This is a genomic window from Amorphus orientalis (assembly GCF_030814015.1).
Lineage (GTDB): Bacteria > Pseudomonadota > Alphaproteobacteria > Rhizobiales > Amorphaceae > Amorphus > Amorphus orientalis.
Genome location: NZ_JAUSUL010000002.1, coordinates 598,520 through 622,157, shown reverse-complemented (window position 1 = coordinate 622,157; position 23,638 = coordinate 598,520). Strand labels below are relative to the sequence as shown.

Annotated in this window: 19 protein-coding genes and 1 riboswitch; of the genes, 12 read left to right on the top strand and 7 right to left on the bottom strand. The window is 67.6% G+C overall.

Features of this window, described 5'->3' with window-relative positions; all coding sequences use genetic code 11:
* Positions 1–39: 39 nt before the first annotated feature.
* The 6 genes from cobA (at position 40) to J2S73_RS10600 (ending at position 4,862) form a co-directional block, all read left to right on the top strand.
* The gene (gene cobA / locus J2S73_RS10625) at positions 40–831 is read left to right on the top strand and encodes a uroporphyrinogen-III C-methyltransferase (RefSeq protein ID WP_306885499.1); all 792 of its coding nucleotides are present in this window, start codon (positions 40–42) and stop codon (positions 829–831) included.
* Positions 828–2,150 (top strand): cobyrinic acid a,c-diamide synthase CobB, encoded by a 1,323-nt coding sequence (locus tag J2S73_RS10620; RefSeq protein WP_306885498.1) that lies wholly within the window; start codon positions 828–830, stop codon positions 2,148–2,150. The genes cobA and J2S73_RS10620 overlap by 4 nt, the downstream gene beginning before the upstream one ends.
* A 53-nt stretch (positions 2,151–2,203) precedes the next feature.
* Positions 2,204–2,422: riboswitch (cobalamin riboswitch) on the top strand.
* A 33-nt stretch (positions 2,423–2,455) separates the two neighbouring features.
* The gene (locus tag J2S73_RS10615; protein ID WP_306885497.1) at positions 2,456–2,959 is read left to right on the top strand and encodes a copper chaperone PCu(A)C; all 504 of its coding nucleotides are present in this window, start codon (positions 2,456–2,458) and stop codon (positions 2,957–2,959) included.
* Between the two features lie 294 nt (positions 2,960–3,253).
* Positions 3,254–3,706: a hypothetical protein gene (locus tag J2S73_RS10610; protein ID WP_306885496.1), complete on the top strand. Its 453-nt coding sequence runs from the start codon at positions 3,254–3,256 to the stop codon at positions 3,704–3,706.
* Between the two features lie 34 nt (positions 3,707–3,740).
* Complete coding sequence (locus J2S73_RS10605; protein ID WP_306885495.1) at positions 3,741–4,322, top strand: OmpA family protein; 582 nt, start codon at positions 3,741–3,743, stop codon at positions 4,320–4,322.
* A 255-nt stretch (positions 4,323–4,577) separates the two neighbouring features.
* Positions 4,578–4,862 carry a helix-turn-helix domain-containing protein gene (locus tag J2S73_RS10600; protein WP_306885494.1) on the top strand — a complete coding sequence of 95 codons (285 nt, stop codon included), beginning with the start codon at positions 4,578–4,580 and terminating at the stop codon, positions 4,860–4,862.
* A 168-nt stretch (positions 4,863–5,030) separates the two neighbouring features.
* Here the strand turns inward: J2S73_RS10600 and J2S73_RS10595 are convergent, their stop codons facing one another.
* Positions 5,031–5,681, bottom strand: a complete 651-nt coding sequence (locus J2S73_RS10595; RefSeq protein ID WP_306885493.1) for an invasion associated locus B family protein — start codon at positions 5,679–5,681, stop codon at positions 5,031–5,033.
* Between the two features lie 270 nt (positions 5,682–5,951).
* Between J2S73_RS10595 and J2S73_RS10590 the strand changes: the two genes are divergently transcribed.
* The 3 genes from J2S73_RS10590 (at position 5,952) to J2S73_RS10580 (ending at position 9,151) form a co-directional block, all read left to right on the top strand.
* Positions 5,952–7,796 carry an extracellular solute-binding protein gene (locus J2S73_RS10590; protein WP_306885492.1) on the top strand — a complete coding sequence of 615 codons (1,845 nt, stop codon included), beginning with the start codon at positions 5,952–5,954 and terminating at the stop codon, positions 7,794–7,796.
* A gap of 118 nt (positions 7,797–7,914) precedes the next feature.
* Complete coding sequence (locus tag J2S73_RS10585) at positions 7,915–8,625, top strand: DsbA family oxidoreductase (RefSeq protein WP_306885491.1); 711 nt, start codon at positions 7,915–7,917, stop codon at positions 8,623–8,625.
* Between the two features lie 136 nt (positions 8,626–8,761).
* On the top strand, positions 8,762–9,151 hold the full coding sequence (locus J2S73_RS10580; RefSeq protein WP_306885490.1) for a VOC family protein: 390 nt from the start codon (positions 8,762–8,764) through the stop codon (positions 9,149–9,151).
* A 24-nt stretch (positions 9,152–9,175) separates the two neighbouring features.
* Here J2S73_RS10580 and J2S73_RS10575 read toward each other — a convergent pair whose 3' ends face one another.
* The 3 genes from J2S73_RS10575 to J2S73_RS10565 all read right to left on the bottom strand — a co-directional run bounded on the left by J2S73_RS10575 (position 9,176) and on the right by J2S73_RS10565 (position 14,480).
* Positions 9,176–10,471 (bottom strand): alpha/beta hydrolase, encoded by a 1,296-nt coding sequence (locus J2S73_RS10575; protein WP_306885489.1) that lies wholly within the window; start codon positions 10,469–10,471, stop codon positions 9,176–9,178.
* Positions 10,472–10,659: 188 nt separating this feature from the next.
* Positions 10,660–14,181 carry a transcription-repair coupling factor gene (mfd, locus tag J2S73_RS10570; protein WP_306885488.1) on the bottom strand — a complete coding sequence of 1,174 codons (3,522 nt, stop codon included), beginning with the start codon at positions 14,179–14,181 and terminating at the stop codon, positions 10,660–10,662.
* Positions 14,182–14,198: 17 nt separating this feature from the next.
* Positions 14,199–14,480 carry an FAD assembly factor SdhE gene (locus J2S73_RS10565; protein WP_306885487.1) on the bottom strand — a complete coding sequence of 94 codons (282 nt, stop codon included), beginning with the start codon at positions 14,478–14,480 and terminating at the stop codon, positions 14,199–14,201.
* Between the two features lie 233 nt (positions 14,481–14,713).
* On the opposite strand from J2S73_RS10565, the gene recG reads away from it, so the two are divergent.
* Positions 14,714–16,810 (top strand): ATP-dependent DNA helicase RecG, encoded by a 2,097-nt coding sequence (gene recG, locus J2S73_RS10560; protein WP_306885486.1) that lies wholly within the window; start codon positions 14,714–14,716, stop codon positions 16,808–16,810.
* On the opposite strand, the gene J2S73_RS10555 is transcribed toward recG, so the two are convergent.
* The 3 genes from J2S73_RS10555 to glmU form a co-directional block, all read right to left on the bottom strand.
* A complete protein-coding gene (locus tag J2S73_RS10555; protein ID WP_306885485.1) occupies positions 16,762–17,595 on the bottom strand; it encodes a DUF502 domain-containing protein in 834 nt (277 codons plus the stop codon). The two genes, recG and J2S73_RS10555, sit on opposite strands and share 49 nt — an antisense overlap.
* Before the next feature lie 165 nt (positions 17,596–17,760).
* The gene (gene glmS / locus J2S73_RS10550) at positions 17,761–19,590 is read right to left on the bottom strand and encodes a glutamine--fructose-6-phosphate transaminase (isomerizing) (protein ID WP_306885484.1); all 1,830 of its coding nucleotides are present in this window, start codon (positions 19,588–19,590) and stop codon (positions 17,761–17,763) included.
* A 113-nt stretch (positions 19,591–19,703) separates the two neighbouring features.
* Positions 19,704–21,041: a bifunctional UDP-N-acetylglucosamine diphosphorylase/glucosamine-1-phosphate N-acetyltransferase GlmU gene (gene glmU / locus J2S73_RS10545; RefSeq protein WP_306885483.1), complete on the bottom strand. Its 1,338-nt coding sequence runs from the start codon at positions 21,039–21,041 to the stop codon at positions 19,704–19,706.
* Between the two features lie 317 nt (positions 21,042–21,358).
* On the opposite strand from glmU, the gene J2S73_RS10540 reads away from it, so the two are divergent.
* Together J2S73_RS10540 and J2S73_RS10535 are read left to right on the top strand one after the other, a co-directional pair.
* The gene (locus tag J2S73_RS10540; protein ID WP_306885482.1) at positions 21,359–22,585 is read left to right on the top strand and encodes an aq_1923 C-terminal domain; all 1,227 of its coding nucleotides are present in this window, start codon (positions 21,359–21,361) and stop codon (positions 22,583–22,585) included.
* Positions 22,586–22,625: 40 nt separating this feature from the next.
* On the top strand, positions 22,626–23,636 hold the full coding sequence (locus J2S73_RS10535; protein ID WP_306885481.1) for a P1 family peptidase: 1,011 nt from the start codon (positions 22,626–22,628) through the stop codon (positions 23,634–23,636).
* The last annotated feature ends 2 nt before the right edge of the window (positions 23,637–23,638 follow it).

Sequence of the window (23,638 nt, the reverse complement as noted above, 5' to 3'; positions counted from 1 at the left end):
GCGTCTGCAGGCCGCGCGTCAGCGATCGGAGCGTGCGTCATGACGCTCGACAGTCTCACGCCTCCCTTCGAGCCCGGAACCGTCTGGCTGGCTGGCGCCGGCCCCGGCGATCCCGGCCTGTTGACGATCCACACGGTGAACGGCCTGCGCCGGGCCGATGCGATCGTCTATGACGCGCTGGTCGACAAGCGGGTGCTGGAGCTCGCGAACCCGTCGGCGACCCTGGACTATGCCGGCAAGCGGGGCGGCAAGCCCTCGCCCTCCCAGAGCAACATCTCCGACCGGCTGATCGCGCTGGCCCGCGACGGCAAGCGCGTGCTGCGGCTGAAGGGCGGTGATCCGTTCGTGTTCGGACGCGGCGGGGAAGAAGCACTGGCCCTGACGGAGGCCGGCGTGCGCTTCCGCATCATTCCGGGCGTGTCGAGCGGTCTGGCCGGCATCGCCGTCCACGGCATTCCCGCGACCACCCGGGACACCAACCACGCCGTGGTGCTGGCGACCGGCCATGCCGCCGACGGGGAAATCCTGGAATGGGCCCGCCTCGCCCGGACCGGCGCGCCGATCGTGCTCTACATGGCAGTGGCCAAGATGCCGGCGATCGTGGAGGGACTGGTGGCCGGCGGCATGGCGCCGGAGACCACGGCCGTCGCCGTGCATGCCGCCACCATGGCCGACGAGCAGGTGGTCGAGACCGTGCTCAAGGACCTGCCGCGGCTGGCTGCCGACGGCACGATCCGCTCGCCGGCCGTGGTCGCCATCGGCGCCATCGCCGATTTCCGCGAGAAGATCGTATCCCATCTGATCACCAACCGGACCCCGACCGACGCATGAGCGCCCTTCCCGGCCTTCTGATCGCTGCCCCCCGCTCCGGCTCCGGCAAGAGCACCGTCACGCTCGGGCTGCAGCGCGCGCTGACGCGTGCCGGACGGCGCGTGCGCGGCGTGAAGTGCGGCCCGGACTATATCGACACCGCCTTCCATGCGGCGGCGACCGGCCGAGCCGCGATCAATCTCGATTCGTTCGCCATGGCGCCGACAGTGATGGGCGGTCTCGTCGACAGCGTCAGCGGCGACACCGACCTGTTCGTCGCGGAAGGGTCCATGGGGCTGTTCGACGGCGTGCGCGGCGAAGCCGGCCGCACGGGCGCCAGCGCCGACGTTGCCGCCCACATGGGCTGGCCAGTCGTGCTGGTTCTCGATGTCTCCGGCCACGCCCAGTCGGCCGCGGCCGTGGCGCTCGGCTGCCAGGCCTACGATCCGCGCATCTCGATCGCCGGCGTGATCCTGAACAACGTCGCCAGCGAGCGGCACGAACGGCTGGTGCGGCTCGGGCTTGAGCCGACGGGCCTGAAGGTCCTGGGAGCGATTGCGCGGGACAAGACGCTGAGCCTGCCCGAGCGGCACCTGGGCCTGGTCCAGGCCGGGGAAACGGCGGACCTGAACAGCCGTCTCGACGCGCTGGCCGACGTGGCGGAGGCCTCGCTCGATCTCGACGCCCTCGTCGCGGCGGCCCGGCCGACCCGGCCGATAGCGGGCGCGGAAACCGCCGCCCTGCGCCCGCCGGGCCAGCGGATCGCGCTCGGCTTCGACCGCGCCTTCTCCTTCGTCTACGAGCACGTGCTGGCCGGATGGCGCGCCGCCGGCGCCGAGATCATGCCGTTCTCGCCTCTTGCCGACGAGGCGCCGCCGGACGACTGCGACTGCTGCTGGCTGCCGGGCGGCTACCCGGAACTTCATGCCCCGACGCTCGCCGCTGCGACCGGATTTTTGACCGGCCTGAGGGCGTTCGCCGAAACCCGCCCGGTTCACGGCGAGTGCGGCGGCTACATGGTGCTCGGCGAGGCCCTGGAAGACGCCGACGGCGTGACCCATCCGATGGCCGGCCTCCTTCCGGTGACCACAAGCTACGCCAGCCGCAAGCTTCACCTCGGCTACCGAATCGCCAGTCTGGCCGGTGCCAACTGCTTTGCGGACGCCGGCAGCCGCCTGGTCGGGCACGAATTCCATTACGCCTCCATCACGGCGTTCGATCCGGATCCGTCGATCGCGTTCGCGACGGTGACGGACGCGGAAGGCCGGGACCTGGGCGGCGCCGGACATCGGGTCGGCAACGTGTCGGGGAGCTTCTTCCATGCGATCGCGGTGCAGTAGCCCCGTCGCCCGGCCGCAACCGGGGCGATCTCTTTCCTTCGAACCGGGTTTCTGCGATGGTCTGCACCGTCGGCGTCGCCAGACAGGCGACTTTTGGGAATCCGGTGCGCACGCAAGGTTCGATACCCTGTGGGCAATGCCGGAGCTGCCCCCGCAACTGTAGGCGCTGAGGCGCGGCATCGCGAAACGCCACTGAGCCGTGAGGCTCGGGAAGGCAGATGCCGCACCGGTGAGGCGCGAGCCAGGAGACCGGCCGGCACGTTTGAAACTGCGAACCGGGGCGGAGGGCCCCAATAGGAGCGACCATGAAGAAGATCGTACTCGGCGCGCTGGCAGCGGGCCTGTTTGCAACCGCAGCCGTTGCCCATCACGCCGGCGAGCGCGTGTCCTCCGGCGAGATCGCCGTGAGCCACAGCTACACGTTCGAGAACGCCGAGATGGCCCACTCGATGCGGGTCTATACGACCATTGAGAACATCGGCGCCGAACCCGACAAGCTGATCAAGGCGTCGGTTCCGTTCGCCGACCACGTCCATTTCCAGGGCCAGGTCCTGAGCGCCGAGGGCGCGCTCGAGACGCGCGAGCTGAAGGCCATTACCATCAATGGCGGCCAGACCCTGACGCTTCAGCCCGGCGCGGTCTGGATCGAGCTGGAGAGCGTGCACGAGACCTTCGAGCACGGCGAACACTTCGATATCGAGCTGACCTTCGAGAAGGCCGGACTGGTAACCGTCGAAGTCGAGGTCGAGGAAATCGAGGGCGAGGAGCACGACGCCCACGACCACGACCACGAGAAGCCGGACGCCTGATCGACTAGACAGATCGAAGAACGCGAGCGCTCTCCCGGATCTCCGGGGGAGCGTTTTTCGTTTCAGGGACCGGATTTTCGCATCAGACCCCGCATTCGGCCGGAAACCGATCCCCGTTCCTCCCAAAACCACGTATCCTGACCGGGTGATTTGCGGCTTTCCTGCGACGGGAACGTGGCCGTCTGCCTCGATTCCCTTGGACATGCGCCCGCGAGTCTGCTTTTCACGGGGGTGGGGCGGCTCGTCGCAGGTCGACGACCTTGTCTAGAAATCCAGTGGACTGGGAGGTTGCTTATGTATCGCCTGAAATTCCTGCTCGCGGCTGCAGTGGCCGCGTTCGTCGGCTTCGCGGCCGCGTCGCCGCCCGCTGCGGCCCAGACCGTCGGTTATGCCGACGCCATCAAGATCCTCGCCCAGAGCTGCGGCCAGGACATCAACACCTACTGCAAGACCGCCAATATCGGCAATTTCGGTATCCAGAAGTGCCTGGAATCGAACGCGTCCAAGATCTCGGCCACCTGCAAGGCCGACTACGTGCGCGTCTACGAGCTTCTGCAGAAGCGCCATGCCGCCCAGGAGGCCGTGCCCCAGCTTTGCGCCCGTGATGCGCAGCAGCTGTGCGGCCTCAACACCCCCGGCAGCGTCGGCTTCCAGAAGAAGGGCTCGCTCTTCAAGTGCCTTCTCAAGGCCGAGCCTTCGGTCGGCAATCGCTGCAACCAGGCCATCACCGACGCCGGCTATCGCTGAGCGCATCCGGAAACCGATACGAGCGAGACAACACATGAAACGGACGATCCTGCTCGCCGCTGCGCTGGCCTTCCTTGCCGTGCCCGCCTCGGCACAGACCCAGCTCAGCCGGAACGAGATCATCAACAACCTGCAGAGCGTCGAGAACACCCGCGTCCAGATCACCGCGGAAGAACTGCGTCAGCAGGCCCTCGACAACATCCGCAACAATCCGGGCGACAACTCGACCACCGACCTGCCGGCCGAAGCGCAGCTCGCCAAGCTCCGGCAGTTCATCGTCGAGATCACGTTCGACTTCGATTCCGACCGGATCAAGCCGGACTCCTACTACACGCTCGGCCTGATCGCCGACGCGCTGCACACGCCGTATCTCTACGGCAACCGGTTTCTGGTGATCGGCCACACCGACGCCAAGGGCAAGCGCGAATACAACCTGGAGCTCAGCCAGCGGCGCGCAAACGCCGTCGCCAACGCGCTGTCCACCACCTTCTTCGTGCCGCCGGAGATGCTCGCGCCGGTGGGCCTCGGCGAAGAAGACCTGCGCGACCCGAGCGACCCCTACGCGGCGGTCAATCGCCGGGTGCAGCTCATCAATCTGGGACCGATCCAACAGTAGACCCGATCGAGCCTCCCGCGGGCCGCCTTCGCCGCCCTGCCCGAAACAAGCCGTCCGGCCCGAAAGGTCCGGGCGGCTTTTTTTATGGGACCACGTCGGGTTGAAAGAGGCTGGACGGCAGTCGCCTTTCAGGCGACGCTTTTCCGTCACGCCGACCGGTCGCCTGGAACGCCCACGGATCTCATGCGGTTTCCAGCGCAGACCGAAGCGAAGGAAACGCCGGGCACAACGCCCGTCAGTCAGCACGGGGGAACCATGGAAGCCGTTCAGATCCGCATGGGCCGGGCCGCACTGTCATGGAGTGTGGAAAAGCTCGCAGAGAAGGCCGGGCTGTCCACCATCGACATTCAGCGGCTCGAGGCCGGCACCATGAAGGATAACACCGCGCTCGACGCCGTGAAGCGCATCCTGTCGGCCGAAGGCATCGTTTTCCTCGACGCCTCCGACGCGCTCGGGCCGGGGGTCAGGGCCGCCGAAAGCGCGTCCATCCGGCAGATCGGCATCAGTGCGGAAGATCTCAATTCGGCCAACGACGGATAGACTTTTCCGCTCGGGCGAACACGTCCGGGCGATTGGATATGGCCCCAAAATCAAGATCAAGAACACGAAAAGGCCGGCCCCGATGGGACCGGCCTTTCGAAACAGTCCGGAGCGCCTCTCCCCTCAGACGTGTCCGTCTCAGTGGAAAAGGCCCCGGCGCGCGCGGGCTCAGTTGCCCTGGGCCGCTTCGCTCGCCTTGCGCTGTTCTTCGATCAGCCGCTGACGGGCCGCCTGGGCTTTGCGGTTCAGCTCTTCCTGGAGCTGTTCCTGCTGCTGCTGAAGCGCCTGGGGCTCAAGCGCCTCGCCGTCATAGGCGGCCGTGAAGCCGGACAGCGTCACGTCGAAGTTCACCGGCTTGCCCTGCTGGTTCAGGGTGGTGAGCTTCAGATTGCCGCCGGCCTTGAGCTTGTTCACGAAGGCGCTCTCCACGACCATCTCGGCGTAGCAGGCGTTCGGGAAACAGATGGAATAGCGGGCCTGCTGCTGCTCGCCGCCGTCGATCTGCACGCGCAGACCCGGCTGGATCAGCATGCCGACCGGAACGGCCGACAGAAGCACGCGCCGGTCCTCACCGGAGATCTCGCGGATCGCGACGGACGCCATGAACTGGCCCCGGTCGGTGCGAAGCTCCTGAGTGACCAGGCAGACTTCCTTCTGGGTGTTGGGATCGGTGTTGCAGACTTTCACCCAAGGGTTCTGATCCTGCTCCGCCGCTTCCTGGGCAGAGACCGGGGACATGGCCGCAAGGGCGATTGCTCCGGCCACCGCAATCGACGTTGTCAGCGCCGCAGCTTTCGTCGACAGTTTGCGCTCAGCCATTGATACTCCGTCCGAGTTGAAACGGGCCGTCACGGAAAACATCGCACCACGCCGCAACGAGCCCTTTGGATCTCGCGGTGTTTGTACAGTTCCGCCGCGTGCCAGCCAAGGGCTGGCTGGGGGCAAACTGCGGCAATTACGTGACGTGTTGCTCCGTAACCACCGTTGTGCCTGCCGATTGGTCACTCAACGCGCGGATGCGTCATCGTGCCCGGGCTGGTAAGTCTGTCGGGTATGAGCCCAAACCGATCAGCGATTCGAGTGGCCGCCATGCCGACGTCCGCCCCGCATGCCGGATCTGTGCGCAGATTGTTCCCCGCCCTTGCCCTAGCGGTCTCCGTCGTGGCCGGGATGGCCCTCCCGGCGGAAGCCGAGCCGGGCCACGGCATCGCCATGCACGGAGCGCCGGCGCTTCCGGCCGACTTCGAGCACCTCCCCTATGCCAATCCGGATGCGCCCAAGGGCGGTGTCGTGACCTATGGCGTGCTCGGATCGTTCGACAGCCTCAATCCGTTCATCGCCCGGGGAGAAATCGCCGTCGGGCTGCGCGACCCGTTCTACGGCAACAACGTCTACGAAAGCCTCCTGGAAAGGAACCGGGACGAGCCGTTCTCGCTCTACGGCCTCCTGGCGGAACGCGTGGAGATGCCCGAGGACCGCAACTCCATCACGTTCTTCATGAACCCGGAGGCGCGCTTTTCCGACGGCGAGCCGGTCACCGTCGACGACGTGATCTTCTCGTTCGAGCTTCTGCGCGACAAAGGCCGGCCCAACCACCGCACCTACTACCGGAAGGTCGACCGGATCGAACGGGTCGGCGACGCCGGCGTCCGGTTCGTGTTTTCCGACACGAGCGACCGGGAGCTGCCGCTGATCCTCGGGCTCATGCCGGTTCTCCCGCAACACGCCATCGATCGCGAGACCTTCGACCGGACGACCTTGGACCCGCCGGTCGGCAGCGGCCCCTACACCGTCGCCACGGTCGATCCGGGCAAGCGGCTGGTGCTGAAGCGGGATGCCGACTACTGGGGCCGCGATCTGCCGATCAACCGCGGGCGGTTCAATTTTGACACCATGCGGTTCGACTATTTCCGCGATCAGTCCAGCCAGTTCGAGGCCTTCAAGAAGGGGCTTCTGGACGCCTTCCTGGAGACCGACCCCACCCGTTGGGCCACCGGCTACGAATTTCCGGCCGTGGCCGCAGGCGACGTGGTGCCGGAGAAAATCCGCACCGAGACCCCGCGCGGCATGTTCGCCTTCGCGTTCAACACGCGCCGGTCGAAATTCCAGGATCCGAGGGTGCGCGAGGCCCTTGGCTACCTGTTCGATTTCCCGTGGATCAACGCCAACCTTCTCCACGGCCAGTTCGACCGCACGGCCAGCTATTTCCAGAACTCCGAACTGGCCTCGACCGGGCGTCCGGCCAGCGCCCACGAACGGGACCTCCTGGCCCCCTACCCCGATGCCGTGCGGGACGACATCCTGGAAGGTACCTGGCGCCCGCCGCAGAGCGACGGATCGGGCCGGGACCGGACCAACATGCGCGAGGCGCTGGCGCTGTTCAGGGAGGCCGGCTACGGCATCGAGAACGGCCGGCTGATCAACCAGACCACCGGCGAACCGCTTGCCTTCGAGATCCTGGTCACGACACGCGAGGACGAACGCCTGGCGCTCGCCTATCAGCGGCTGGTGAAGCCGGTCGGCATCACCATCAACGTTCGCTATGTCGACAGCGCCCAGTACCAGGCCCGTCTGCAGAGTTTCGATTTCGACGTGATCCGGGCGGCCTGGCCGTCCTCGCTGTCACCGGGCAACGAGCAGCTCTACCGCTGGAGTTCGCTGACCGCCGACGCCCAGGGCTCGTTCAACTACACCGGTGCCAGCGATCCGGCGATCGATGCGATGATCCAGGAGATGCTCGCCGCGCGCACGCGGGAGGATTTCGTCAACGCCGTGCGTGCCCTGGACCGGGTCCTGCTCTCCGGCTTCTATGTGCTGCCGCTCTACCACTCGCCGGATCAGTGGATCGCGCGCTGGAGCCGGATCCAGCACCCGGACGAGCCCAGCCTGACCGGCGCGGAACCCGACACGTGGTGGGCGAAGGCGGCGGAATAGACCGCCGCCGCCGCCTCGCCTCGGCCGCGCCGGCGGGTCCGGATTTGCAGCCAGAGCCGATCGTCCCCACGTTCGGGGGCAGACGATTTCCCGTCCCTTCCAGCGAAAGGCATCGCCCGTGACGGACACCCAGGCCATTCAGCCGATCACCATCGACACGATTTCCGACGTGATGTGCCCGTGGTGCTTCATCGGCAAGCGCCGCCTGGAGCGCGCCATCGCCCAGCTTCCGGAAATCGACATCGAGGTGAACTGGCGCCCGTTCCAACTAGACCCCACCCTTCCGCCCGAGGGCAAGGACCGGCAGGCCTATCTGGAGGAGAAGTTCGGCGGTCCGGAAGAAGCAGAGCAGGTCTACGACCAGATCCGGGAGGCCGGCGAGGCGGAAGGCATTCCGTTCGCCTTCGAGAAGATCGCCCGCTCGCCCAACACGATCGATGCCCATCGCGTCATCCGCTGGGCCGGCATCGAGGGGGTCCAGACCCCGCTCGTGGAACGGCTGTTCTCGCTCTATTTCCTGGAGGGTGCGGACATCGGCGCCCACGAGACCCTCATTCAGGCCGCCCGCGAAGCCGGTATGGACCCGGCGGTCGTCGAGCAACTGCTTTCCAGCGACGCCGACCGGGGCGCCGTGGAGGAGGAGATCTCCGTCGCCCAGCAGATCGGCGTGACGGGCGTCCCCTGCTTCATCGTCGACAACCGCTATGCGGTGCTCGGCGCCCAGGACGCTTCCGTCATCGCCGATGCCATCCGCCAGTCCTACCAGGAGCGTCAGGCCGGCGTGCGTCCGCCGACAGAAGGCGGGCCGGAAGGATCGGGAACGGCCTGACCGGCCCTTTGGCGCGATCGTCCGGACGGGACCGTCGAACTCTTGCGACTCCCGGCGCGGAGATCCGCTTGATCCCTCCCCCGGTTGGACCGACAACGGATTGTCCCCGACGGCTCGGACGAAAGGAAAGGACCGCATGTTCAGTCACGTCATGATTGGATCAAACGACATCGAACGCTCAAAGCGCTTCTACGATGCGGTCCTCGGCACGCTCGGGGCCGGCGAGCCCATGCGCAACACCAACGCGACGGGTCAGATCCGGCTGTTCTACCGGCACGCCGGCAGCACCTTCTGCGTGACACAGCCGATCAACGGCGAGGCGGCGAGCTTCGGCAACGGCGGCACGATCGGGTTCGCCTGCGCTTCGCCGGAGCAGGTGCACGAATTTCACGATACCGCGGTCGCCCATGGCGGCACATCGATCGAGAACCCGCCCGGCGCACGCGACAGCAGCATGGGCTCGATCTACATCGCCTATGTGCGCGACCCCGACGGCAACAAGCTCTGCGCCCTCCACCGGGGCTAGCCGGACCGCGTCAGGCACGGCCGGTCAGTCGCTGAGGTTTTCCACCCCGTCCGGCTTCTCGCGCGCCTTGCCGTCCGTTGGAACCGTGCTTTCCAGCGTGCTCTGAACGGACTCGCCCCATGCTTCCACGCGGTCGTCGTAGCTTTCCCAGGTATCGGGATCGACGATCGCGATGGGCGCGGTGACGACCAGTCCGGCAGCCGCGCCGATATTGGCGCCGGTGGCGGTCGCCAGGTCGCCGACCCGGTCGCCGAGCCCGATATCGTACGTGTTGAGGTCCTGACCGGTGGCGAGCTGCCGGCCGATCAGTTGCACAGCCTGCGGGCTGGCTGCGAAGGTGTTGTGACCCAGCCGGTCGGATGAGCTTTCGTCGGTCAGGTCGACGACATAGAAGCCGGCCCGCTGAAGTTCTTCCTGGTAGGGCTCTTCCGTCGGGTCGATCGCGCCGATGCGCGGCATGCCGCCCCACACCCGCTTGGAGGCGGCCAGCGCCTTGTCCCGGCGGGAGACGAAGATGGTGAAGGTCGGCTTGGACTTGCCGAACACGGCGATCTGGGTGCGGAAGACGTCGGCATCCACGTCGGGCGCGGCCAGCATCACGTCGTGGATCTTCGGGGCGATCCGACCGTTGCGGATCGCCATCTGGCGCAACGCCTCCAGCGTCACCCAGTTGCCCATCGAATGGGACAGGATGCTGATGGAGCCGACGGAGGAATCCTTCGCAAGCTCGGTCAGGAGCCGCTCCAGCGCGTCGCGGGAGTAGTTCGCGCTCTCCCGGTCGTAGGTGTAGGAGACCAGATTGCCGCGCGAGGGCCACGTGAACAGGACGGGGGCGACCGGCGCGCCGGAATCGTGGACGATCTGGGCCAGCCGGTAGACCGCGCTCTCGAAGCGGTTGTTGTAGCCGTGGATGAACACGAGCACGTGCCGGCCCTCGACCGAGCGCGCCATCGCATTGACCCGCGCGAACGCCTGCTTCTCATCGATGCGATCGGCGCCGACGGTGACGAAATCGGTTTCCGGGTTCGGCGGCAGCTTGGACGGCCACTGGATCTCGCCGGTCTTGCGGGCGCTCTCCGGCGGGACGGAGACGGAAATTTCGGCGAACGACATCTCGCCGCGCTCGCCGGTGTACAGGATGCCGGGCTGGTCCTCGTCGGGGACGCGGGTGGTGGCCACCACCATGTCGACGATGCTGGTACCGGTGACGGGCCCGTCGAACGGGATCAGGACGCCTTCCGGGCGCCCGCCGCAACCGCCGAGAAGAAGCGACACCGCGACGGCTGCAAAAAGCGCGCGACGTCTTGGAAGGCCGGCCATACGCATCACCTCACTGTCGCCGACGATGTGTCCCCAGATCGCGCCCGGAGTCCAGCGGAACGGACGCCCGGGATGGGGCACGGCCTCAGGCCCGCTCGGAACCCTATCAGCGGCCTATCCTAGCGTGTGGAGCTTGCACAGGGATTCCCGAGCCCGGTGACGGCATCGTGACGACCCGAACGCCCCACTCACGCCGCCTGCTTGCGCCCGTCGTCGGCGAGCTTGGCCAGCTTCGACAGGATTGTCGCGGTGCCCTTCAGCCGATCGTCGGCGCTCGGCCAGTCACGCTGCAGGACCAGCCGGTGATCCGGCCGCATCTTGGCCAGCGTCCCCTGCTGGGAAATGTAGCCGACGAGCGCCTGCGGGTTGGGGAACTCGTTGCCGCGGAAGCCGATGACCAGCCCCTTCGGTCCCGCATCGACCTTCTCGACATTCGCCCGGCGGCAGAGCCCCTTGATGTAGACGATCTTCAGGAGCGCCTCGACCTCCTCGGTGATCGGGCCGAAGCGGTCGACGAGTTCGGCCGCAAACGCATCGATCTCGTCCGCCTCGGTCAGGTCCGCCAGCCGGCGGTAGAGGGACAGCCGCAGCGACAGGTCCGGGACGTAGCTCTCCGGGATCATCACCGGAGACCCGACGGCGATCTGCGGCGACCATTCGTGCTCGTCGGTCTCGTCCTCGCCGCTCTTCAGGCTGGCAACCGCCTCCTCCAGCATCTGCTGATAGAGTTCGTAGCCGACCTCCTTGATATGGCCGGACTGCTCCTCGCCGAGCAGATTGCCGGCGCCGCGGATGTCGAGGTCGTGGCTGGCGAGCTGGAAGCCGGCGCCGAGCGTGTCGAGGGACTGCAGCACTTTCAGCCGGCGCTCGGCGGACGGGGTTAGCTTCTTCTCGGCCGGGACCGTGAACAGCGCGTAGGCGCGCTGCTTGGAGCGGCCGACGCGTCCGCGCAGCTGATAGAGCTGGGCCAGTCCGAACATGTCGGCCCGGTGCACGATCAGCGTGTTGGCGCTCGGAATGTCGAGACCGGATTCCACGATCGTGGTGGAGAGCAGGACGTCGTACTTGCCCTCGTAGAAGGCGGTCATGATGTCCTCGAGCTCGCTCGGCGCCATCTGACCGTGGGCAACGGCGACCTTCACCTCCGGCACGGTCTCGTCCAGGAACGCCTTCTGTTCGGCGAGATCGGACACGCGCGGACAGACATAGAAGGCCTGGCCGCCGCGATAGCGCTCGCGCAGCAGGGTCTCGCGGACGACGAGCGGGTCGAACGGGGACACGAAGGTGCGCACCGCCAGACGGTCGACCGGCGGGGTCGCGATCAGGGAGAGTTCCCGGACACCGGTGAGCGCGAGCTGCAGCGTCCGCGGGATCGGCGTCGCCGACAGCGTCAGCACGTGGACCTCGGCCTTCAGCTCCTTCAGCCGCTCCTTGTGCTTGACGCCGAAGTGCTGCTCCTCGTCGATGATCAGAAGGCCGAGATCGCGCATCTTGATCGTCTTGCCGAGCAGGGCATGGGTTCCGACCACGATGTCGATGGAGCCGTCGGCGAGCCCGGCCCTGACCTGGCTCATTTCCTTAGTGCCGACCAGCCGGGACGCCTGGGCGACCTGGATCGGCAGACCGTGGAAGCGCTCCTGGAATGTCTTGAAATGCTGCCGGGCCAGAAGCGTCGTCGGCACGACCACCGCCACCTGACGGCCGCTCATGGCGGCCATGAAGGCTGCGCGCAGGGCGACTTCCGTCTTGCCGAACCCGACGTCGCCGCACACCAGACGATCCATCGGCTTGCCGGCGGCCAGATCCTCCGACACCGCATCGATGGCGGCCAGCTGATCCTCGGTCTCCTCGTAGGGGAACCGGGCCGCGAACTCGTCGTAGACGCCCGACGGCATCTCGATCGGCGGGGCGGAGCGCATGGCGCGGGACGCCGCGATCTTGATGAGCTGGTTCGCCATCTCGCGGATGCGCTGCTTCATCCGCGCCTTGCGCGCCTGCCAGGCGCCGCCGCCCAGCCGGTCGAGCTGGGCCTCGGCCTCGTCGGAGCCGTAGCGCGACAGAAGTTCGATATTCTCGACCGGCAGGAACAGCTTGTCGCCGCCGTGATAAGCGAGTTCGAGGCAGTCGTGGGGCGCGCCCGCCGCCTCGATGGTCTTCAGGCCGATGAACCGGCCGATGCCGTGGTCGGCGTGAACGACGAGATCGCCTTCCGCCAGGCTCGCCGCCTCGGTCAGGACATCGGCGTTGGACCGCTTGCGGCGCTTGCCCCGCACCAGCCGGTCGCCGAGGACGTCCTGCTCGGCGATGACCGACAGCGTCTCGGTCTCGAAGCCCGCCTCGATCCCGAGCGCCGCCAGAGCCGTGGTGCCCGCCGGCAGCGCCTGGGCCTCGCTCCAGTCGTTGACCGGCGTCACCTTTTCCAGTTCGTGATCGCTCAGAACCTGCTGCAGGCGCTCGCGCGACCCGAGACTCCAGGCGGCGATCACGACGCGCTTCTTCGCCTTCTGGAGGCTGCGGACGTGCTTCACCAGCGCGTCGAACACGTTGACGTCGTCGGCCGACCGCTCCGCCGCGAAGGTCCGCCCGACCCGGCCGCCGGCATCGACGATCGTGCCGGTTTCCTTCGTCTCGGGGACCGAGAACGGCGTGAGCTGAACGCGGCCCGCATCGAGGCAGGCGGCGGACAGCTCGTCTCCGACCAGATAGAGGCTTTCCGGCTCGATCGGATTGTAGGGCACACCGCCCTGCCCGGCGCCGACGCCCTCCCGGCGGGCCTCGTAGTGATCGGCAACCTCGTCCAGCCGCGTCCTGACCGAATCGTCGGCCAGTTGATCGAACACCGTGACCGCCTCCGGCACGTAGTCGAACAGCGTGTCGAGCTTCTCGTGGAAGAGCGGCATCCAGTGCTCGATGCCGGGATGGCGGCGGCCCTCGCTCACCGACTGATACAGGAGATCATCCCGGGTCGGCGCGCCGAAACGCTCCCGATAGCGGGTGCGGAAGCGCGTCACGATCTCCGGGCCGAGCACGACCTCGCTCATCGGCACCAGGTCGAGGCGCCGCCACTGGCCGGTCGTGCGCTGGGTTTCCGGGTCGAACGGGCGGATCGTCTCCAGCGTGTCGCCGAAGAAGTCGAGCCGCACCGGCGCGTCGCTGCCCGGCGCATAGAGATCGACGATGCCGCCGCGCACCGCGTACTCACCGGCCTCGCGCACGGTCGGCGTGCGCAGGAACCCGTTGGCGTCGAGCCAGCGGACGACACTCTCCATCTCGATCAGGTTGCCGGCGGCGGCCGACCAGACGTCGCTTTCGATCCAGCTGCGGGCCGGCAGCCGCTGAACGATGGCATTCGCCGTGGTCAGCACGACCGCCGGCACGTCCTCGGCGCGTCTGGAGGCGAGCTTCGCCAGCGCTGCCATGCGCCGCGCCTGCACCGCAGGGTTCGGCGAGACCCGGTCGTAGGGCATGCAGTCCCAGGCCGGAAACTCCAGCGTGGTGATCTCGGGCGCGAAGAAGGCGAGCGATTCCTGAACCGCCCTCAGCCGCTGCCCGTCGCGCGCCACGAACAGCACCGACGCCTTGTCCGACGGACCCGTGCGCGCGAGATCGCCGATGATGAACCCCTCGAGCCCGTCGGGCACGTTGGAGACGGTCATCGCCTGCCCTGAACTCGGGCGGATGGAGGGCTTGTCGAGGATGCGAGCGGACATGGCGGCCAGGGTCGGGATCAGGTCGGGGTGTGGAAGGAGATGATACGGCGCAGCAGCGGACCGTCCCAGTTGGGCGGGATCGGTGCGCTTCCGGCCAACCATCCGTAGAGTTCGGGATCGGGAACGCCCATCAGGGCCTCGAAGGCTTCCAATTCGTCGTCGGTCAGGTCACTGATCGTCTCGTCGGCGAACCGGCCCAGGAGCAGATCCATCTCACGGGTGCCGCGATGCCAGGCATGAAAGAGCAGGCGCCGCCGGCGCGGATCGAGGTCGGCGGAGGAGCGCGTGGTTCCACTCATGGCCTTCTTGCCCTGTCACTTTGAACGAAAATTGCCCGCGCGAAACGGCGCGGAAACGGGAGGGTCATGGCGCGACAATCTCCGTTGGCGTGCCGTCTTGCGAATTTTGCAGGCGACCGGTGCGCTTTCTTTCCCGCGCATACATGGTACTTGCGCAGTCAGATGCGAGGCGCCGATCGGCCCGCGGCTCCATGCTGCGGTCGGCGCGTCGCGGGAAACCCCGTGAATGCCCGATGCGACCGACCGAACTCAATCCCTTTTTTCGTGACCTGACCGACCTTGCCGGCGTCGGCACCAAAACGGTGCGCCTTTATCAGCGCCTGCTCGGCACCGGTCAGGACACGCCGCGGGTCGTCGATCTCCTGTTTCATCTCCCGGTCGACGTGCTCGACCGCCGGGCGCGGCCGGAGATCGCCACCGCCCCCCACGGGGCGATCGCGACCCTTTCCGTGCGCGTCGGCCGTCACGAAGCGCCGAAGCGGCGGGGTGCGCCCTACCGCGTCTTCGCCCACGACGAGACCGGCGAACTCGCCCTGGTGTTCTTCCGCGCCCAGCCCGATTTCCTGCGCCGTCTCCTGACGGAGGGCGAAACCAGGATCGTGTCCGGGAAGCTCGAATGGTACGGCGGCCGGCCCCAGATGGTTCACCCGGACCACGTGGTCGCGCCGGAGGACGAGGCGAGCCTGCCCGCGGTCGAGCCGATCTATCCGCTGAGCGAAGGCCTGACGGGACGCATGCTCGGCAAGACGATGGCGGCGGCACTGGCCTCCCTGCCCGATCTGCCGGAATGGCAGGATCCGTCCTGGCTTGCGCGGCGGGGGTTTCCCTCGTTTCGGGAAGCGCTCGTGGGCCTGCACACGCCGAGCGAGCCGGCCGACCTCGCCTCGGACGCCCCGGCCCGGCTGCGGCTTGCCTATGACGAGCTCCTGTCCGGCCAGCTCGCGCTTGCCCTGATCCGGCGCCGGATCCGCAAGCAGGCTGGCAAGGAGCGGGTCTGGCCGCAGGAGCGCGTGGACGAGATCCGCGCCGCCCTTCCCTTCGCGCTCACCAATGCCCAGACGGAGGCGCTCACCGAGATCGCCGACGACCTGAAGGCGCCGCACCGGATGCTGCGCCTGCTGCAGGGCGACGTCGGGTCCGGCAAGACCGCCGTCGCGCTGATCACCATCGCCATGGTGGTGACGAGCGGCGCCCAGGCCGCCCTGATGGCCCCGACCGCGCTGCTCGCCCGCCAGCATTTCGAGGCGATCGCGCCGATGTTCGCCCGGTTCGGCATCTCCTGCCGGCTGATGATCGGGTCCCAGCCGGCGGCCGAGCGGGCGGAGGGACGGCGCGGGCTCGCGGAGGGCAGCGTGGATGTCGCGATCGGCACCCACGCCATGTTCCAGGACGATGTGGCCTTCCACAATCTCGGGCTCGTCGTGGTCGACGAACAGCACCGCTTCGGCGTCCATCAGCGGCTGGCGCTGTCCGACAAGGGTCCGTCCAGCGACGTGCTGGTCATGACGGCGACGCCGATCCCCCGCACGCTGGTGCTGACCACGTTCGGAGACATGGACGTCTCGCGCCTGACCGAGAAGCCGCCGGGGCGGACGCCGGTCGACACGCGGACCGTTCCGCTCGACCGCATCGACGACGTGGCGGAGCGGCTGGAGGCGGCCATCGCGCGCGGCGAGAAGGCCTACTGGATCTGCCCGCTGGTGGAAGAATCCGATGTCGTCGACCTCACCTCGGTCACGGACCGCCATGCCCGGCTGACCGAGCGCCTCGGCGACAGCGTGGGCCTTGTCCACGGTAAGATGAAGCCGGCCGACCGGGATGCCGTGATGGCCCGGTTCCGCGACGGCGACATCAAGGTGCTGGTCGCCACCACGGTCGTGGAAGTCGGCGTCGACGTGCCGGACGCGACGATCATGGTGATCGAGCACGCCGAGCGGTTCGGTCTGGCCCAGCTGCACCAGCTCCGCGGGCGCGTGGGCCGGGGCAAGCGGCGGTCGGTGTGCCTGCTCCTCTACAAGGCCCCGATCGGCGAGACGGCGAAGGGCCGGCTTTCGGTCATGCGCGACAGCGAGGACGGGTTCCTGATCGCGGAAGAAGACCTCCGCCTGCGCGGCGAAGGCGAAATCCTCGGCACGCGCCAGAGCGGCCTGCCGGGCTTCCATCTGGCCGTGCCGGAACTCCAGGGCGAGCTGATCGCCGCCGCGCACGACGACGCACGCCTGGTCATCGAGACCGATCCGGAGCTGACCAGCGCGCGGGGCAAGGCGCTGCGGCTGCTGCTCTATCTGTTCGAGCGCGACGAGGCGGTCCGGCTGCTGCGCGCCGGCTGATCGGGTTCGTCGTCGCCGCCTTCTTCCCGCGCCTCGCCGTCGACGTCCACACCGGCGGCGAGCGCCAGCTGCTGGGTCGTCTCCCGGACGGCGGGCACTTCGTAATCCGGCGTGATCAGACCGGCCGAAATCACCAGCTTGGCGGCGTCCTCGACGCTCATGTCGAGGGGCAGAACGTCGCTTTCGGGCAGATAGAGCAGGAAGCCGGAGGTCGGATTCGGCGTGGTCGGCAGGAAGACGGAGATATACTCCTCGTCGTCCGCGCCGTCGTCGGCGTTGGAGAGACGGTGCGCCACTTCGCCCTTCGCCTGGGTGGCGATGAAGACGATCGACCAGATGCCCTTGCGCGGATATTCGATCAGGCCGGCCTGCTGGAACGAGCGCCCGCGTTCCGAAAGCGCCGTCTCAAAGATCTGCTTCAAGGCCTTGTAAAGATTGCGGACGAGCGGCATCCGGTTGAGCATCTGCTCGCCGAAGGACAAGACCGTGCGTCCGAAGATATTGGCGGTCAGGAAACCCAGCAGGGTCAGCCCGACCAGGGCCACGATGAGGCCGATGCCGGGCACCGGGAAGCTCAGATAGGTGTCCGGATTGTAGCGCGCCGGAATGAACGGCTTCACCCAGGCGTCCACCCACTTCACGAAGGTCCAGGTCAGAAGGACCGTGATCGTGAGCGGCGCGGCGAACACCACGCCCGTCAGGAAGTAGTTGCGCAGACGCGCCCAGAGCGAGTTGCCCTGCTTCGGGCTGGGCTCGCGCCCCTTGCCACGCGATCTCTTCTGCATGGACGACGTCATCTCCGGCCGGCGGAGGCTGCTGCGGCCGGTCGACGCCCGACTCGACCGAAGCACCTGCGCGCAAAACGCTCTCCCCTAGAAATAGGAGAAGCAAGACAAAGGCCAGCAACATTTTTTTGCGTCCGCCCGGAGACGCACACAGGGCGCGTCGCCTTATTCGACGGTGACCGATTTCGCCAGATTCCGCGGCTGGTCCACGTCCGTGCCGGCGAAGACGGCCGCATGGTAGGACAGCAGCTGCAGCGGCACCGCATAGGCGATCGGGGCGATCATTGGCGGGACGGTGGGCATCACGATGGTCTCGGCGGACTGGGTGCCGACTTCTTCGGCACCGCGCTCGTCGGTGATCAGGATGATGCGCCCGCCGCGGGCCGCGACTTCCTGAATGTTGGACGCGACCTTCTCGAAAACGGCGTCATGGGGCGCGATGACGATCACCGGCATGTCCTCGTCGATCAGCGCGATCGGGCCGTGCTTGAGCTCTCCGGCCGCGTAGCCTTCGGCATGGATGTAGGAGATTTCCTTCAGCTTCAGCGCGCCTTCCAACGCGAGCGGCAGATTGGTGCCGCGGCCGAGATAGAGCGCGTTGGAGGCATGGGAGAGGTCCCGGGCGACGCGCTCGATGCCGGCCTCGAGGCGCAGCGCGTCGGCCACATAGCCCGGCGCCTCCGCCAGGATCCCGACATGCTCGCGCACCTCGTCCTCGGACAGGCGGCCGCGCGCGTGGGCCGCGTGCACCGCCAGTGCCGCCAGCACGGCGAGCTGGCACGTGAAGGCCTTGGTGGACGCGACCCCGATCTCCGGGCCGGCGAGCGTCGGCAGGACGACGTCGGATTCGCGGGCGATGGTCGAGGAGGCGACGTTGACGATGCTGGCGATCTTCTGGCCGCCCGCACGGCAGTACCGCAGGGACGCCAGCGTATCGGCCGTCTCACCGGACTGGGACACGAAGAGCGCCGGCTGACCGGGCGTGAGCGGCGCTTCCCGGTAGCGGAATTCGGAGGCGACATCGATGTCGATCGGCAGGCCCGCCACCCGCTCGAACCAGTATCTGGCCACCAGACCGGCATAGTAGGCGGTGCCGCAGGCGGCGATCGTCATCCGGGTCGCATTGGCGAAATCGATCCCCTCGGCCGCCCCGAAGCGGAGCGACTCCTGAGCCAGGTCCAGATAGTGCCCGAACGTATGGCCGAGCACCTCCGGCTGCTCGTGGATCTCCTTGGCCATGAAGTGGCGGTAGTTGCCCTTCTCCGCCATGGAGATGCTCACCGGTGTCGCCACGATCGCGCGCTCGACCGGCTCTCCGGCCTCGTCGAAGATCTCCACCCCGCCGCGGCTGAGAAGCGCCCAGTCGCCCTCTTCCATGTAGATCAGGCGGTCGCTGAAGGGGGCGAGCGCGATGGCGTCGGAACCCAGATAGGTTCCCTCCTCGCCCAGACCGATGGCGAGCGGGCTGCCGGCGCGGGCGGCCGCGATCAGATCCTGCTCGCCCTCGATCAGGATGGCGAGCGCATAGGCGCCCTGCAGCTTGCCCAGCGTCGCGCCGATCGCCTCCTTCGGCGACAGGCCGGCGGCAAGCGCGGCCTCGACCAGATGGGCGACGAGCTCGGTGTCCGTATCGCTCTCCGGCTTGACGCCCCGGGCCATCAGCTCGTCGCGCAGCGTGCGGTAGTTTTCGATGATGCCGTTGTGGACCACCGCCACCCGGCCGGCGATGTGCGGATGAGCGTTGTTGACCGTCGGCGCCCCATGGGTCGCCCAGCGGGTGTGGCCGATACCGGTCGTCCCCGAAAGCGGCTCGGCGTCCAGGGCCTTCTCCAGATTGCGAAGCTTGCCGGCCGCACGCCGGCGTCCAAGCCGGCCGCTCTCGTCCAGGGTGGTGATGCCGGCGGAATCATAGCCGCGGTACTCCAGGCGCTTGAGGGCATCGAGCAGCCGGGGAGCGGCAGGCTCACTACCGAGAACGCCGAAAATTCCGCACATATGAAATCCTTTCACCGGTTCGAATCGAACGCATCAACCGCCTGCGGTTTCTATCCGCTCGGTCCTGGCGAACGGGAATCAATCCAGGTTTCGGAATGTGACCGCCGACCGCGTCACCCGGTTGGCTTCTTGGCAGCCAGGGGCGACCGGTCCGGCTTGGTCACCTGACGCTCGCGCGCGATCGCCAGCGATCCGGCCGGAACGTCCTCGGTGATCACGCTGCCCGTCCCGACATAGGCCTGATCCCCAATGGAGACCGGCGCGACCAGCGCGGAGTTGGAGCCGATGAAGGCGCCCTCGCCGATCTCGGTGCGGTGCTTGCGCATGCCGTCATAGTTGCAGGTGATCGTGCCGGCGCCGATGTTCGCCCGCGAGCCGATCCCGGCGTCGCCCACATAGGTGAGATGGTTGACCTTGGCGCCCTCGCCGAGCGTCGCGTTCTTGAGTTCGACGAAATTGCCGACCCGCGCGCCCGGACCGATCCGGCTGCCCGGGCGGATGCGCGCGTATGGCCCCACCACGGCGCCGGAGTCGACCTGGGTGCCTTCCAGATGGCTGAAGGCGCGAACGTGCGCGCCCTCGCCCACCGAGACGCCCGGTCCGAACACCACGTAGGGTTCGATCACGCTATCCTGGCCGATCTGCGTGTCCGCCGACAGGACGACGCTCTCGGGCACCTGCATCGACACGCCCAACGCCATTAGGGCCGTCCGCATGTGCTGCTGGAAGACCGCTTCGGCGGCGGCGAGCTGAACCCGGTCGTTGACGCCGGTGACCTCGGTTTCGTCAGCCGTTTCCACGACGACCGACAGCCCCTCAGCATGGGCGATCTCGATCGCGTCGGTCAGGTAGAATTCGCCCTTGGCGTTGTCGTTGCCGATCCGGGAAAGCAGCGGAAGCAGCCGGTCGGCGCGAACCGCCATCATGCCGGAATTGCACAGGCGGATGGCCCGCTCCGCGGCAGTTGCGTCCTTTTCCTCGCGGATCGCTACGAGCCGGTCCTGTTCAAGGATCAGGCGCCCGTAGCCGGTCGGGTCCGCCGCTTCGAAGCCGAGCACGACGAGGTCTGCGCCGTCGGCAAGGGCGGCCCGCAGCCGGCCGACCGTCTCCGGCCGGACCAGGGGAACGTCGCCGTAAAGGATCACAATATCGTGCAGGTCGGGCGTCACGGCCGAGGCCGCGGCGAGCACGGCGTGGGCCGTGCCGCGCCGTTCCGTCTGTTCGCAGAGTTCGACCGCCGCATCGATCTGCGAGACCGCCTCACGGACCCGCTCGGCCCCGTGGCCGACCACGACGGCGCGCCGGCCGACGCCGGACTGCCGGGCCGTTTCCAGCACATGCGCGATCATCGGGCGGTTCGCGATGGGATGCAGCACTTTCGGCGTCGCGGAGCGCATTCGCGTACCCTCGCCGGCAGCCAGAACGATGGCGAGGCAGGATCGTTCAGTCATTGTGCGCACCGTCCCTCTTCCCGTCTGTCCGGCGCCTTGCGCCGGTCCGAAGCCGAAGCGTTCGACCCGGATTTTCCACCGATTTGCAAGCCATCGCGCTGCCGGCGCAGGGCGCCTGGACGCCCGTCGGCGAATCCGCGACTGGACGGTTGGCCGGCGCGGCGAGCCACGTCAAGCCTGTGACACGCATCACTGACAAAACAGTGCGCATGGCTTGCCCTGTCAGGCGACGTCGACCACATTGGCGGGAACTTCTTGGCCCTGATCGAGGCCGAGCGGCTCGCCTTTCAACCCACCACGAATCGGGGATCACCGATATGTTCGTTGCAACGCGGGTTTCCGGTATCGCAGCGCTTACGGCATTGCTTGCGTTCACCCAACCCTCCCTCGCCTTCGAAAAGTCGGGCAACGACGTTGCCGACGCCTTCCTGCGCTCGGTCGAGGCCGAGGACACCGGGGACGTCACCTACGGCAACGTGTCTGAGGACGGCGACACCCTCACGATCAGCGACCTGAAGATCGAGTACGAAAACGAGGACGGCGCTGGCACCGCCACCGTGAAGACGATCGAGATCGTCAACGGTTCGCTCGACGGCGACGACGTTCTGTCGGCCGACGAGATCAATCTCGATGGCATCGAGCTGACCGAGCGGGACAGCCAGATGACCGTGAGCGTCGCCTCAGGCAACATCGTCAAACCGACCTTCCCGACCTCCGACAGCGGCGATGATGCGGGCAAGCCCGTCTCCGAAGTGGCCGACTACGACAAGGCGGAGTTCGACGGTCTCGTCTTCACCGACGAGGACGGTGCGCCGCTGCCCATCGACAAGATCATGCTCGAGGTGACGGACCGGATCGACGGCAAGCCGCGCGGCGGAACGATGGCGGTCGAACGCGCGGTCCTGAAGACCGACAGTCTCGAAGAGGGCGACACGAAGGAGCGGCTGACCGCGCTCGGCTACGACCAGGTGGTGATCAACATCGACGCGGCCGGCAAGTGGGACTCCGAAGCCGGCGAAGCGACGCTGGACACGTTCACCATCGACGCCGAGGACATGGGCACGCTGACGCTGGACGGAAAGTTCAGCGGCGTCACGCCCGAGGTGATCGAGAAGCTGCAGAGCGACCAGATGGAGTTCAGCCAGCTGATGCAGGTGCTTCAGGGCGTCAGCATCGTCGACGTGAGCCTGACGTTCCGCGACATGTCGATCACCGACCGTGCGCTCGAGAACACCGCGGAAGAACAGGGCACCGACAAGGACGAACTGATCTCCCAGATGGTCGCCCAGGCCCAGGCCGCGCTGCAGACCATCGACAACAAGCCGTTCGAGGATCAGGTCATGTCGGCCCTGAAGACGTTCCTCAACGACCCGCAGTCGCTGCAGGTGGCGATCCGTCCGGGCCAGCCCGTGCCGCTGCCGCAGGTCGTCGGGACCGCCATGATGGCGCCCCAGACGCTGCCGACCGTTCTCTCGGTCGATGTCACCGCGAACGATGCCCCGGCTTCGGATGACGCCAGCGGCTCGACGGGATCCGATCAGTAGGCTCCCGCATCCGCGCGGACGCCGCCTCGACGAGGTCGTCATGAAACCGGGTCCGCGCAATCACCTGACCGACGTGGCCGGCCTTTCGGTCGGCCATGTCGAAGACGCCGAGGCCAAGACCGGCGTCACCGCCATCGTGCCGGACGAACCGGCCGTGGCCTCCGTCGCCGTCCTCGGCGGCGCTCCCGGCACCCGGGAAACCGATCTCCTCGCCCCCGAACAGATGATCCCGGCCGTGGACGCCATCGTGCTGTCCGGCGGCTCGGCATTTGGCCTCGCATCCGCGGACGGGGCGCTGTCCGCGCTTGCCGAGATGGGACGCGGCGCGGAAGTCGCGGGATTCCGAGTGCCGATCGTGCCGACCGCGATCGTGTTCGACCTGGCCAACGGCGGCAACAAGGACTGGGGCCCGGTGCCGCCGTTCCGGGCGCTCGGCGAGGCGGCCGTCCGCGCGGCTGTACGCGACGATCTCAGGATCGGGTCGGTGGGCATCGGCTGCGGCTGCACCACCGCGGATCTGAAGGGCGGGCTCGGCTCGGCCTCGACTGTCCTGCCGAGCGGTCACACCGTGGCGGCGATCGTCGGCGTCAACGCGGTCGGAACCGCCAACATCGCGGGCGGGCCGCATTTCTGGGCGGCTGCGTTCGAACAGTACGGCGAGTTCGGCGGGCTCGGCTTTCCGCATCCCCTCCCCGAAGACGCCGGACGTCTGGTGACGAAGCTCGATGCGCTCAAGGCGGGCGCCAACACCACCATCGCGCTGGTGGCGACCGACGCCGCGCTGACGAAGGCCCAGGCGAAGCGGCTCGCAATCGCGGCCCATGACGGGTTCGCGCGCGCGCTGTGGCCGGCGCACACGCCCTATGACGGGGACACGGTGTTCGCGCTGTCGACCGGCGCGCGGCCGCTTGCCGATCCCGTGTTCGAGCCGATCGAGATCGGCGCCGCCGCCGCCTCGACACTGGCACGGGCGATCGCCCGCGGCGTCTATGCGGCGACTGCCGCCGAAGGCGACGTGCTGCCGACCTGGTCAGAGCGCTTCGGCGGCTGACG

Bases quoted from the DNA above. Each gene is read 5' to 3' on its own strand.
- cobA (WP_306885499.1), top strand. From the start codon at position 40: ATGACGCTCGACAGTCTCACGCCTCCCTTCGAGCCCGGAACCGTCTGG.
- J2S73_RS10620 (WP_306885498.1), top strand. From the start codon at position 828: ATGAGCGCCCTTCCCGGCCTTCTGATCGCTGCCCCCCGCTCCGGCTCC.
- J2S73_RS10615 (WP_306885497.1), top strand. From the start codon at position 2,456: ATGAAGAAGATCGTACTCGGCGCGCTGGCAGCGGGCCTGTTTGCAACC.
- J2S73_RS10610 (WP_306885496.1), top strand. From the start codon at position 3,254: ATGTATCGCCTGAAATTCCTGCTCGCGGCTGCAGTGGCCGCGTTCGTC.
- J2S73_RS10605 (WP_306885495.1), top strand. From the start codon at position 3,741: ATGAAACGGACGATCCTGCTCGCCGCTGCGCTGGCCTTCCTTGCCGTG.
- J2S73_RS10600 (WP_306885494.1), top strand. From the start codon at position 4,578: ATGGAAGCCGTTCAGATCCGCATGGGCCGGGCCGCACTGTCATGGAGT.
- J2S73_RS10595 (WP_306885493.1), bottom strand. From the start codon at position 5,681: ATGGCTGAGCGCAAACTGTCGACGAAAGCTGCGGCGCTGACAACGTCG.
- J2S73_RS10590 (WP_306885492.1), top strand. From the start codon at position 5,952: ATGCCGACGTCCGCCCCGCATGCCGGATCTGTGCGCAGATTGTTCCCC.
- J2S73_RS10580 (WP_306885490.1), top strand. From the start codon at position 8,762: ATGTTCAGTCACGTCATGATTGGATCAAACGACATCGAACGCTCAAAG.
- J2S73_RS10575 (WP_306885489.1), bottom strand. From the start codon at position 10,471: ATGGCCGGCCTTCCAAGACGTCGCGCGCTTTTTGCAGCCGTCGCGGTG.
- mfd (WP_306885488.1), bottom strand. From the start codon at position 14,181: ATGTCCGCTCGCATCCTCGACAAGCCCTCCATCCGCCCGAGTTCAGGG.
- J2S73_RS10565 (WP_306885487.1), bottom strand. From the start codon at position 14,480: ATGAGTGGAACCACGCGCTCCTCCGCCGACCTCGATCCGCGCCGGCGG.
- recG (WP_306885486.1), top strand. From the start codon at position 14,714: ATGCGACCGACCGAACTCAATCCCTTTTTTCGTGACCTGACCGACCTT.
- J2S73_RS10555 (WP_306885485.1), bottom strand. From the start codon at position 17,595: ATGCAGAAGAGATCGCGTGGCAAGGGGCGCGAGCCCAGCCCGAAGCAG.
- glmS (WP_306885484.1), bottom strand. From the start codon at position 19,590: ATGTGCGGAATTTTCGGCGTTCTCGGTAGTGAGCCTGCCGCTCCCCGG.
- glmU (WP_306885483.1), bottom strand. From the start codon at position 21,041: ATGACTGAACGATCCTGCCTCGCCATCGTTCTGGCTGCCGGCGAGGGT.
- J2S73_RS10540 (WP_306885482.1), top strand. From the start codon at position 21,359: ATGTTCGTTGCAACGCGGGTTTCCGGTATCGCAGCGCTTACGGCATTG.
- J2S73_RS10535 (WP_306885481.1), top strand. From the start codon at position 22,626: ATGAAACCGGGTCCGCGCAATCACCTGACCGACGTGGCCGGCCTTTCG.